Origin of the sequence: Solimicrobium silvestre, assembly GCF_002976435.1 — a bacterium.
Lineage (GTDB): Bacteria > Pseudomonadota > Gammaproteobacteria > Burkholderiales > Burkholderiaceae_D > Solimicrobium > Solimicrobium silvestre.
Genome location: NZ_PUGF01000004.1, coordinates 167,310 through 178,543, shown reverse-complemented (window position 1 = coordinate 178,543; position 11,234 = coordinate 167,310). Strand labels below are relative to the sequence as shown.

The following is an 11,234-nucleotide window of genomic DNA, read 5'->3' as shown; positions in this document are numbered from 1 at the left end:
AAACAAGAACAAGCCTCCTCTTGGTTATTCTCCGAAATATTGAGAGTAATTTTATTATTTATCTATTAATAAATAGAGTGATTCAATTGGCGTAAAGTTGTTTTTCGCACCGTATTTGATATGCAAATACGGCAATGTAACAATTTGTTGCCAATGTGAAACTTTGAGAGCGTATAGAGTTAGTTTCTTTTTGTCTATGCCCTAAATAGGGCATTCTTTAATTGTGTGGTTTGTAAGAAACTGTTTCGTTTCAATTTCTTTTTGGATACATTATTATCGTGACCGATGGCAAATCTTGCCAGGAATTCCAACGTATCTATTTTTGAGAATAAAATGAAAAGAAATATTATTGCAACAGTTCTAGCGGTAGCTGGTTTGATGTTGGGCGCGAGTGCGCAAGCTCAGGTGTATGTTGGTGGTACGGTGGGAGAGTCTTTTTGGAATACAAATTGCTCGGGTACGACGAATTGCTCTACCAATGACAGTGGTTATAAAATGCTCGGCGGCTACAATATTAATAGCCACTGGGGTGTTGAGGCGACGTATTTTTCTGTAGGCAAAATCACTGCTAACGTTGGCGAAATTAATGGTGAAATTAAAGGGACTGGTGCTGATATCGCGGGTGTGTACAGAACCAATTTCGGTAGCAGTGATTGGGGTATGTTCGCCAAGTTAGGTTTTGGTTCGACCAAAGGTGAAGTCATTGCAAGCGAAGGCACATTCACTAATTCAATTACCACCAGAACGACAGAGCCAGTGGTTGGATTTGGTGTAACTTACGCCGTTAACGAAAGTTTTAAGTTGGTTGCCGACATAGATTCACGCTCGGTTAAAGTAACTGTGCCAGGTACGACTACTTCTGGCGGTGTTGTTAGTTTAAATATCGGTGCTCAAGTATCGTTCTAAATTGATTACGTAGAAAAATCCCTAAAAAGGGATTTTTCGGCCTTAGCTGCTACACTTTATTTTGCAAAGTGAATCACGCTACGGATTGATTTGCCTTCATGCATCAAGTCAAACGCAGTATTAATTTCCTCAAGCGGCATGGTATGCGTGATGAAATCCGATAAGGCAAACTCGCCCTTCATATATCGATCAACATAGCTGGGTAATTCAGAACGACCGCGCACGCCGCCAAAAGCAGAGCCGCGCCACACTCGACCAGTGACTAATTGAAATGGTCTGGTTGTAATTTCTGCACCGGCTTCCGCTACGCCAATAATGATCGATTCACCCCAGCCTTTATGACAGCATTCCAAAGCTTGGCGCATGACATTCACATTGCCGATGCATTCAAATGAAAAGTCGACACCACCGTCCGTCATGGCAATAATAGCTTGATGAATTGGTTGATCTAGTTCGGCCGGATTAATTAAATCTGTCGCGCCCAATTGTTTGGCTAGTGCGAATTTACTGGTGTTGATATCGATGCCGATAATGCGTGAGGCGCCGGCCATGCGGGCACCAATTATGGCGGATAAACCGATGCCGCCTAAACCGAAAATTGCCACCGTATCGCCGGCTTTGACTTTGGCCGTGTTCATGACCGCGCCCATGCCGGTAGTGACGCCGCAGCCCAGCAAACAAACCTCTTCTAACGGTGCTTCTTTATTGATTTTGGCGAGCGAAATTTCAGGTAAAACGGTGTATTCGGAAAAGGTCGAAGTACCCATGTAATGGTAGATGGGTTTACCGTCTTTATAAAACCGTGTGGTGCCGTCGGGCATGACACCGCGACCTTGGGTTTCGCGAATTTTTTGGCATAAATTGGTTTTACCTGATTTGCAGAATTTACATTCGCCGCATTCCGGTGTGTAGAGCGGAATTACATGATCGCCGATCGCGACGGACGTTACACCGCTGCCCAGCGCCATCACAATCCCTGCGCCTTCATGCCCCAAAATGACTGGAAAAATTCCTTCGGAGTCTTTACCTGAAAGCGTATACGCGTCAGTGTGACAAACGCCGCTGGCGATGATTTTTACCAGTACCTCACCTGCTTGCGGCGGCATTAAATCGACTTCTTCAATCGACAATGGTTGGTTGGCTGCCCAGGCGACTGCTGCGCGAGTTTTGATGAAGTTCATAGTAATCTCGGTGAATTATGCGGACTGTTATTGTATCGCCAACTTAGTCGAGTGGCTGCATTGCACTAATAATAAACGTAGAAACACTAAGTTACCGATGCGCAATGGTGTCGCAATGCTGGAAACAGTATAGTAATTAAAAATTATTTGCAGGGAAAACTTGCTAAAAAAGATCTGATAGTTTTATCTGTTTACTTTGTTTGGTGTGGGACGAACATTGAAATGGATGTGGCTATAAAGGAGACAGGGATAAGTATGGAAATGACTGGACGATCAAGTCGGGATTGGCGTGAGCTCGGCAACAAAGGGTTGTTTGTAATAGGTCATGCGCGAACCGGCACTACGGTGTTGCAAAATGCGCTGAACGATTCAAAAAATATCCTTTTATTTGGTGAGGCTAATTTTTATGTTGATAAGGGCCAGCCGGATTTTCGTGCGCGTTTTAATAAGTGGCATGACTTGAATGGTAATCAACCTACTAAGAGCACCTATTGCCCCGCGGTGTTTGATGGTGATGGTACTTGGGAAGATTATTGGGTTCATTTCTCTCATTTTTATCGTTGCGTTGGTGAAAAAATCATCTTTAATCCAACGGAAACGTCGGCGCAATGCGATGCGCTAATGGGTTTTTTTGCAGCGCATTTTTTTACTGGGCAGTTCATTTTTTGCTTCCGTAATCCAATCGATGTCCTGTTTTCAGTGAGGAAGTTGGCGGAGTATCATGGCACGCCGATGACGGATGTGTCGATAATGATTAGCTACCTTTCCGTATTGCGGCTTTACCTCACCATGGTGCGGTTGTTTCCCAATGTTCATGTGGTGTTTCATGAAGAGCCATCTAAAGAATGCTTTGATGCAATCGGACAAAGTCTGGATGTGGGCCTGAATCATGTCATGAGCTACTACCAGACTGAACGAGTCAGTCGGCATTCTATTGATGAAATACCTGCAGGGTGTCGTGACCGGGTAAAAGAGTTAGATAGTCTCTACAACCATTTGCGAGATCGTGCCCGCGGAGGCTTCGTGTTGCCGCAACTTGAACAGAATCGTTACAATTATTCACCCACGCATCCTACTCCGCTGGGTGGTTTATACAACGCGACTGAAATGTTGTTACGTGACTTGGCGGTTTCTTGATAGGCGAAAGCGGTGCTAAGTTAGTCTTCGCCTAGCGCCCGCCGCGCGCCCGAATCCGCGCTCGCCATTCGCCTAAAGCGGTGAGTGCACCTTGAAATTCACGTTCGATTAAATCGGCTTCGGCGTCGGTGATCACTCCATCCAGCAACGCGCTGGAAACCGCCTCCGCGACGCCGCCGACTTGGCTCATTACCCGGCACACCGTCTGGGATAAATCGTCGTCGGTAATGTGTTCAGGTTCCGGCACAATAAATGCTGCCATACCGTGCCGGCTCAATAGCGCATGCAGCGGCATCAGTGCATCTTTTACACCCGCTTTGGAGCACAATTCCACGATGGTGGAAAGCTCTTCAAACGAAGGGTAATGGGTGTCAATATGCGGCGCGAGTTTGTTGCGTAACACATTCACCGAGATGTCCATTTTCTCTGCCAGTGCATCAATGCCGCCCGGATAAGCGCGGGCAATTTTGTACAGCGCGTCGTGTTGATTCATGTCGGAATAGCGGCGAGTCATGGTGTTTCCTGTTGAAAATTCTGTTTGGAAATATTCTGGGTGAAATATTATATAGTGGCAACAACTTGCGAGTGTGGGTTAATTAAATTAAGCAATATTAAGATTGAGAATACTGGGCCATTATTTTGGTTTTTATTGCATCAGGACAAACTATCACTTTGAGGTAAATATGTATTGCGAAGACATTGCTTTTAAAGCAATATGAAATCCGTTAAATACGCTAGTTTTTCAAAAAATAGGTGGAGTATATGAATACACGTGTTTTTACTGAAAATAAGAGCTGCTAAGGGTGTGCTGCGTATAATGCGTTTTAATTCATCCGCACTTACCTTTTCACAGCAACTTTAAAAATATGGCAAAACTACTCGCCATTGATGGCCTCAATATCGTGCGGCGCATCTATGAAGCCAATCCCGAACCTGATTCGCCTGAAAAGGCCGAAACTGCGTTGCGCTTTTCCTTATCCGCTTTCCATAAACTGCATCACGAACACACGCCCAGTCACATCGTGGCCGCGTTTGATTTTGGCGGCACAACCTGGCGGCACGCGCTGTATGACAAATACCGTGAACAACGTGCGCCGATGCCCGATGCGTTGCGCCAGAGCTTGCCGACGTTGTATGCGGAACTGGAAAAATTCGGCATTAAAGTGCTGTGCATTCCTGAAGTAGAAGCGGACGATGTGATCGGCACAGTCGTGCTGCGCTGGCTGGCAGAAGGGCGCGGCGAGGCGATTGTGGTTTCAACCGATAAAGATCTGCATGTGCTGATCGCGCACGGTGCATTGATCTGGGATCACTTCAAAAATGAATGGCACGACAGCGCGTGGGTGCAAAATAAATTCGGCGTGCCGCCAGAACAATTAGAGCAACTGCTGGCCTTGATGGGCGACCCAACCGACGGCATTCCGGGTGTCACCAAAGTCGGCATGAAAACGGCGGCCAAATTATTGCAGGCGTATGGATCCATCGACGCGATTATGGCGGGCGCGGGCATACTTAAAAATACCGTGGGTGAAAACCTGCGTAAAGACGCCAAAATATTAGCGCTGTCACGTCAGTTGGTGGTGCTTAAATCCGACGTGCAATTAGGCGTAACCTGGAAAATGTTGGCGATGCCGACAGATGGTCAGCATGAGCGTTTTTGATTTAAGTGGTAATGGCAAAAGTCCGCTTACTTCACCATGCCAGTTACTGGGAAATTCCACCTTGTTTGGGATGCCGGTGTGGATAAAACGCGACGATTTATTGCATCCCGTTGTATCAGGAAATAAATTCCGCAAACTTAAATATCCCTTACTCGCCATTGCAAAACACTGTACTGAAACCGGGCGCATTCCGACGCTGGTTACCATGGGTGGAATCTGGTCTAACCATCTGCACGCTACCGCGTATGTCGCGGCTGAATCAGGCTATAAAAGTATCGGTTTGGTGCGCGGTAATGTAGCGATGAACAGTGCCATGTTAGAGGATTGCCGCGCTCAGGGAATGCAGATTCAATTTGTTGAACGTGACACGTATCGCGCGTTACGCGACATTCCACACTATTGGCAAAATATAGTCGCGTCAGGCTCAGATCAATTTTGGTTTCCGGAAGGCGGTAGCGACCCCGCCGCTTTGCATGGCGTGGCTGAATTGATAGCTGAACTACCATTTATTCCCGATACCATTCTGGTCGCTTGCGGAACGGCCGCGACCTTGGCGGGATTGCTCGCCGGTTTACAAGGACGCAGCCGGGTAGTGGGGATTGCGGTACTTAAAAATGCAGATTATTTGCATGGAGAAATTGCCCGTTTGTTACAGGAAGCGGGTTATCCAGCGCATCAAAATTATCAATTAATTACCGATTTTCATCATGGCGGCTACGCCAAAGTGACACCGGAATTGCGTCAATTTTGCCATGATTTTACAGAGCAAAGCCAGGTGCCGATTGAGCCGGTATATACCGGAAAAGTGTTTTACGCTTTACGTGAATTGATTAAATCAGGCTATTTCCAGTCAGATGAAAAGTTGGTGGTTTTGCATACCGGCGGGCTGCAAGGTGCGCGTGGAATGAGGTGAAAATTATTGTGCGAAATGGTGGATATGTACTAACTATCTGATGGGGAAAGCGTGCTATAAAGATGCATTCTAAGCGGCAATATTTTAATTTCAAATTAATCTGAATCCCCACGCGGAGCACTCATGGAAACCAACGAAGTTGCAACTCAATCTGAATTCGCTTCAACTAATTTAAGACAGTTAGCCGATTTACCCGCACCTAAAGGCTTGCCATTTTTGGGCAACGCACTACAAATTAAAGGCCATCGCCTGCATCAGCAATTTGAGCAATGGAGTCGTGAATACGGTAGTTATTTCCGCGTCAAAATTGGGGCAAGAAAATTATTGATTGTGGCTGACCATCAAGCGTTTGCCAAAATATTGCGGGATCGTCCAGACGGATTTAGCCGCACCGTTAAACTGGCTGAAACCTGGCGTGAAATGGGCTTGCAAGTCGGCTTATTCGGTGCCAACGGTGAAGTATGGAAACGTCAGCGGCGCATGGTGATGGCGGGGTTTGATCCAGCTCATGTCAAAGCGTATTTTCCGGCGATGTGCAAAGTAACTGATCGCTTGGAATCACGCTGGAAAAAATCGATCGGTACTGAGATAGACCTGCAAGCCGATTTGATGCGCTTCACGGTCGACACAATTACCGGCCTGGCTTTTGGTCATGACGTGAATACGCTGGAGTCTGGCGACGACGTGATTCAGCGCCATTTAGATAAAATTTTCCCCGCTGTATTTAAACGCAATTTGGCAGTATTCAAATATTGGAAATACTTTCGTTTGCCATCCGACCGCGAGTTAGAGCGAAGCGTGGCCGAAGTGAATGTGGCAATCGAAGGCTTTGTTAAGCAAGCGCGGGAACGGATTAAACAAGTTCCGACGTTGCGTGAAAACCCAACCAATTTATTGGAGGCGATGATCAACGCCGCCGATCTGGGCGATAGCGGTTTAAATGATACGGACGTGGCCGGTAACGTACTTACCATGTTGTTGGCGGGCGAAGACACTACCGCGAATTCAATCGCGTGGTTGCTGGAGTTGTTGTGGAAAAATCCCGCAGCGCTACAACAACTACAAGAAGAAGTGCGCGGCAAGTTTGCCTTGGATACCCCGTACAGCACTGAAAACCTCAATGAGCTAGATTATTTAGACGCCTGCATTAACGAAGCCATGCGCCTAAAACCCGTTGCTCCGCTATTGCCCTTGCAAGCCACTAAAGACACCGTTATTGGCGATATTCACATCCCAACCGGCACCATTGTGTTTGGCTTATTCCGTCGCGACAGCGTGGATGACAACTTTATTCCCAATGCCGCGCAATTTGATCCGCAGCGCTGGCTCTCTAATGGTGAAACCGGCCAGGCGATTAATTCGGTGAAGCGGATTTCGATGCCGTTTGGTGCCGGTCCGCGTATTTGCCCGGGGCGTTACTTGGCCTTGCTGGAAATGAAAATCGCCATGGTGATGCTACTGACCCGTTTCGATATCGACAACATCAGCACGCCAAATGGGCAAGACGCGGAGGAACATTTGGCCTTTACCATGGCGCCGCTTGGCTTGAAAATGCGCTTGAAGTTACGTAATTAACAGCTATAACCAATAGGTGGGCGCGGTAATTCAAGCTTAAGGTTGGGGAATTAGCCCTTTCTTTCCTGTCCAGCAAGGCCACAAGAGAGTAAACTACGCCCCACCTTGTTTCGCATACTGCGATTCAATTGAAACTCAAGCGAACCTGTGAGCACCATCATGTCTGAAAATTCCCTTCCTTCTTTCTCCGAATTAGAACTCAGTGACGCGTTATTGCGTGTACTGAATGATATCGGTTACGAAACTCCTTCCCCAATTCAAGCCGCCACCATTCCCTTGTTGCTGGCTAACCGCGATGTGTTGGGTCAAGCACAAACCGGTACCGGTAAAACGGCGGCGTTTGCCTTGCCGATTTTGTCGCGCATCGACATTAAACAAACCAGCCCGCAAGCACTGGTGTTGGCACCGACCCGTGAATTAGCTATTCAGGTTGCAGAAGCTTTTCAAAGCTACGCCACGCATATTCCGGGCTTTCATGTCTTGCCGATTTACGGCGGTCAAAGTTATGGCCCGCAATTGTCTGCGTTGCGCCGTGGCGTGCACGTTGTGGTTGGAACGCCGGGACGGGTGATTGATCATCTGGATAAAGGTACGCTGGATTTATCCAAACTCAAAACATTGGTGTTGGATGAAGCCGATGAAATGCTGCGCATGGGCTTTATTGATGACGTAGAACGGATTTTGAAAGAAACACCGGAATCACGCCAGACCACGCTGTTCTCAGCAACCATGCCTTCCGCCATTAAACGGATCGCGCAAACTTATTTGAAGTCGCCGGAAGTTATTACAGTGGCGGCTAAAACCGGCACCGCTGACAATATTCGCCAACGTTACTGGTTAGTCAGCGGCATGCATAAGCTGGACGCGTTGACCCGAATTCTGGAAGCGGAAACTTTTGACGGCATGATTATTTTCGCGCGCACCAAGTTAGGCACCGAAGAATTAGCCGGACGTTTGCAAGCGCGCGGTTTTTCAGCGGCAGCGATTAATGGCGATATTCAACAAGCGCAACGCGAACGCACCATTGCGCAACTCAAAGACGGCAAGATCGATATTCTGGTTGCCACCGACGTTGCTGCGCGCGGCCTGGATGTGGAACGCATCAGTCACGTGATTAATTACGACGTACCGCATGATCCGGAAAGCTATACCCACCGTATCGGCCGTACCGGTCGCGCGGGACGTAGCGGTGAAGCGATTTTGTTTATTACCCCGCGCGAAAAAGGCCTGCTAAAAATTATTGAACGCTCCACGCGCCAACCGATTTCTCCGCTGGAATTGCCGAGTGTTCAGGCAGTTAATGATGTGCGAATTGCTAAATTTAAAGATCAAATTAACGCAACGATTGCTGAAGGCGAATTAGAGCAATTCCAAGCGATTATTGAAGATTTTGAGCGCGAGCATAATGTACCGGCGATTGAAATTGCCGCCGCTTTAGCCAAAATTGCACGTGGCGATGTGCCGCTGTTATTGGATAAAAATAAGCGTGAACCGCGGATGGAAACCATGCGCTCGGATGACCGGCCAGCACGGAATGACCGCAATGATCGTGGTGATCGCGGTGACCGTAATGACCGTTTCGAACGCGCAGAACGTCCACAACGTGAGCGTGGTGACAGATTCGAACGTTCAGAGCGACCAGCCAGAGCAGAACGTGAACGCGGCCCGCGTGTCTCTGAACCAGGCATGCAAACTTACCGGATTGAAGTTGGACATGACCACGGCGTAAAGCCGGGCAACATCGTTGGTGCGATTGCCAATGAAGCGAATATCGATTCAAAAAACATCGGCCGGATTGAAATCTACGACGGTTTCAGCGTATTGGATTTGCCAAGTGATTTGCCTAAAGAAGTCATGCAGCATTTGCAATCGGTTTGGGTCGCTGGTCAGCAATTGAAGATTAGTGTTGACGGTCATTCCGAAGCGGCTCCAGCTACGGTATCAGCGCCAGCAGCACGTGAGCGTAGTGCGCCTGTGCGCAGTGAACATAAGCGTAGCGAAAAGCCGGCGGAATTTGCCAAGCCTTTCGCTAGAGCGGAAGTTGAAGTAAGAGCAGAACCTAAGCCGACTATGCAGCCTGCTGAAGTTGCTGATCCAAAAGCCAGGGTTAAAAAAGATAAGCCAAATACCAAGAGCAAATTTGCAGTGCAAAGCTACCGGATTGAAGTGGGCCGCAATCATGACGTAACGCCTTCCACCATCGTCGCGACGATTGCAGCACAAGCGAGCTTGGAAGCCAAGCATGTTGGTCGGATTGATATTTTCGATACGTACAGCGTGTTGGATTTGCCCGAAGGTATGCCACAACATATTTTGGATAATTTGAAAGTGGTTAAACTGGGCGGCCAGCAATTGAAAATCAGTCACGTTGGTGCTGGTTTGATTAATTCGGATAAGGCGGCGCAAGTGGCACAGGCAGCTAAGAAGAAAAGCTTTGTTGGCGGTGATAGTAAGTTTGTTAAAGACAAACCTGCACGTAAGCCGAAATAAGCGGAATTTAAACGGAATTTAAACGTTTATATAAGAAGCCCCATTACTGAATGTGATGGGGCTTTTTGTTTTTTAGTGGAGTAGCTGCTATTTAAGTTGGCGCATCCAAATTGCTTTTCATTCGCTGCAACAGCGCAAGTATCTGTTGCTGTTCTTCGTTATTCAATCCTTTTACTGCTTTGGAATTCAAGAGCTTGGCTTGTTGAAAAAGCGTGTGCTGTATCGATTTTCCGATGGCTGTTAGAGACAGCTTGGTGTTGCGGCGATCGGCCTCGTCAGCTTCGCCATCCAGCAGTCCACGGTCACGCAAGCCTTTAATCAGGCGTGCCAGTTGTGCCTTGTCACGACCGGTGTGGCGTGCGAGATCGCTCTGCGTGGCACCCGGACGGTGCTCGAAATAACTAAGCACTTTACTTTCCATGTGGGTAATGTCGTGCGGCCCATCGCGCAGCACTTGGTATTGCTGCGAGCGGTACTGATGCATGATGTTGTGGATCAGGTCCAGAACGCCATCTTCTGGAGCTAATTGTGATTTGTTGACATTGTCATTTAATTCGCGCATTATGCTTGATATTATCAACTAATTTGTGAGTGAAGCTATGAGTATAGACCTTGCCGCTAGCCGTGTACAACGTATCCGCTATGAAATCAAACGTCGCGTCCTGCAAGTTGTGCGGGTTGAATCTGTCAGTCCGCACTTTAAAAGTGTCACCTTCGCAGGCGATGCGCTTAGCGATTTCATCAGCGCCTCGTTTGACGATCACGTCAAGTTTATCTTGAGTGAAGAGGGTGCTGAAGAGGAAATGCGGCGAGATTATACGCCGCGTTATTACAACGCGGCGGCGTGCGAATTAACACTGGAATTTGCGTTGCATGGCGATGGCCCCGCCGCTGATTGGGCAGCACAAGCCGAAGCAGGGCAACGTGCGACTATTGCCGGGCCGCGCGGCTCTTTCATTATTCCAATGGATTACGACTGGCATCTGCTGGTGGGCGATGAAACTGCTGTGCCGGCAATTGCGCGGCGCTTGGAAGAGCTGCCGGCAACAGCGCACGCTATCGTGGTGTTGCAGTTGGCCGATGTGAGTGACCGCCGTAAATTTCAAAGCGCAGCAAAACTCGATCTGCACTGGGTGAGTAATTCGGCCGAGCTGATGAAGATCATTCGTGCGCTGAAGCTGCCGGATGGCGAAGGTTATGCCTGGTGTGCGGGAGAGGCGAGTGAAATGGCCGCTTTGCGCCGTTTGCTAGTCGAAGAGAAAGGTCACAGTCGTCATGCGATTCGGGCCGCCGCCTATTGGAAGCGCGGGACGGTCGGGCATCATGAAAATCTGGAAGAGTAATGCAGGTTGGCACTCTTTTGGCACGATG

General features: G+C 48.2%; 10 protein-coding genes. 7 read left to right on the top strand and 3 right to left on the bottom strand.

Features of this window, described 5'->3' with window-relative positions:
- The first annotated feature begins 333 nt into the window (after positions 1-333).
- Positions 334-906 (top strand): outer membrane beta-barrel protein, encoded by a 573-nt coding sequence (locus tag S2091_RS06375; RefSeq protein WP_165794932.1) that lies wholly within the window; start codon positions 334-336, stop codon positions 904-906.
- A 56-nt stretch (positions 907-962) separates the two neighbouring features.
- On the opposite strand, the gene S2091_RS06370 is transcribed toward S2091_RS06375, so the two are convergent.
- The gene (locus tag S2091_RS06370; protein WP_207769649.1) at positions 963-2,078 is read right to left on the bottom strand and encodes an S-(hydroxymethyl)glutathione dehydrogenase/class III alcohol dehydrogenase; all 1,116 of its coding nucleotides are present in this window, start codon (positions 2,076-2,078) and stop codon (positions 963-965) included.
- A 270-nt stretch (positions 2,079-2,348) separates the two neighbouring features.
- Here S2091_RS06370 and S2091_RS06365 point away from each other — a divergent pair, with 270 nt between their 5' ends.
- Positions 2,349-3,224: a sulfotransferase gene (locus S2091_RS06365; RefSeq protein WP_165794931.1), complete on the top strand. Its 876-nt coding sequence runs from the start codon at positions 2,349-2,351 to the stop codon at positions 3,222-3,224.
- A 31-nt stretch (positions 3,225-3,255) separates the two neighbouring features.
- Here the strand turns inward: S2091_RS06365 and S2091_RS06360 are convergent, their stop codons facing one another.
- Positions 3,256-3,738, bottom strand: a complete 483-nt coding sequence (locus tag S2091_RS06360) for a phage regulatory CII family protein (protein ID WP_105530958.1) — start codon at positions 3,736-3,738, stop codon at positions 3,256-3,258.
- Between the two features lie 352 nt (positions 3,739-4,090).
- Between S2091_RS06360 and S2091_RS06355 the strand changes: the two genes are divergently transcribed.
- The 4 genes from S2091_RS06355 (at position 4,091) to S2091_RS06340 (ending at position 9,863) form a co-directional block, all read left to right on the top strand.
- Positions 4,091-4,885 (top strand): 5'-3' exonuclease, encoded by a 795-nt coding sequence (locus tag S2091_RS06355; protein WP_105530957.1) that lies wholly within the window; start codon positions 4,091-4,093, stop codon positions 4,883-4,885.
- A complete protein-coding gene (locus S2091_RS06350) occupies positions 4,872-5,798 on the top strand; it encodes a 1-aminocyclopropane-1-carboxylate deaminase/D-cysteine desulfhydrase (protein WP_165794930.1) in 927 nt (308 codons plus the stop codon). The genes S2091_RS06355 and S2091_RS06350 overlap by 14 nt, the downstream gene beginning before the upstream one ends.
- Before the next feature lie 123 nt (positions 5,799-5,921).
- Positions 5,922-7,373, top strand: a complete 1,452-nt coding sequence (locus S2091_RS06345) for a cytochrome P450 (protein WP_105530955.1) — start codon at positions 5,922-5,924, stop codon at positions 7,371-7,373.
- A 159-nt stretch (positions 7,374-7,532) separates the two neighbouring features.
- Positions 7,533-9,863, top strand: coding sequence for a DEAD/DEAH box helicase (locus S2091_RS06340; protein ID WP_105530954.1), 2,331 nt, complete (start codon positions 7,533-7,535; stop codon positions 9,861-9,863).
- Positions 9,864-9,954: 91 nt separating this feature from the next.
- Here S2091_RS06340 and S2091_RS06335 read toward each other — a convergent pair whose 3' ends face one another.
- Positions 9,955-10,425, bottom strand: a complete 471-nt coding sequence (locus S2091_RS06335) for a MarR family winged helix-turn-helix transcriptional regulator (RefSeq protein ID WP_105530953.1) — start codon at positions 10,423-10,425, stop codon at positions 9,955-9,957.
- A gap of 37 nt (positions 10,426-10,462) precedes the next feature.
- Between S2091_RS06335 and S2091_RS06330 the strand changes: the two genes are divergently transcribed.
- Positions 10,463-11,206, top strand: coding sequence for a siderophore-interacting protein (locus S2091_RS06330; RefSeq protein ID WP_105530952.1), 744 nt, complete (start codon positions 10,463-10,465; stop codon positions 11,204-11,206).
- The last annotated feature ends 28 nt before the right edge of the window (positions 11,207-11,234 follow it).

Coding starts and splice junctions, on each gene's coding strand:
- S2091_RS06340 (WP_105530954.1), top strand. CDS start 7,533: ATGTCTGAAAATTCCCTTCCTTCTTTCTCCGAATTAGAACTCAGTGAC.
- S2091_RS06360 (WP_105530958.1), bottom strand. CDS start 3,738: ATGACTCGCCGCTATTCCGACATGAATCAACACGACGCGCTGTACAAA.
- S2091_RS06335 (WP_105530953.1), bottom strand. CDS start 10,425: ATGCGCGAATTAAATGACAATGTCAACAAATCACAATTAGCTCCAGAA.
- S2091_RS06345 (WP_105530955.1), top strand. CDS start 5,922: ATGGAAACCAACGAAGTTGCAACTCAATCTGAATTCGCTTCAACTAAT.
- S2091_RS06330 (WP_105530952.1), top strand. CDS start 10,463: ATGAGTATAGACCTTGCCGCTAGCCGTGTACAACGTATCCGCTATGAA.
- S2091_RS06375 (WP_165794932.1), top strand. CDS start 334: ATGAAAAGAAATATTATTGCAACAGTTCTAGCGGTAGCTGGTTTGATG.
- S2091_RS06350 (WP_165794930.1), top strand. CDS start 4,872: ATGAGCGTTTTTGATTTAAGTGGTAATGGCAAAAGTCCGCTTACTTCA.
- S2091_RS06355 (WP_105530957.1), top strand. CDS start 4,091: ATGGCAAAACTACTCGCCATTGATGGCCTCAATATCGTGCGGCGCATC.
- S2091_RS06365 (WP_165794931.1), top strand. CDS start 2,349: ATGACTGGACGATCAAGTCGGGATTGGCGTGAGCTCGGCAACAAAGGG.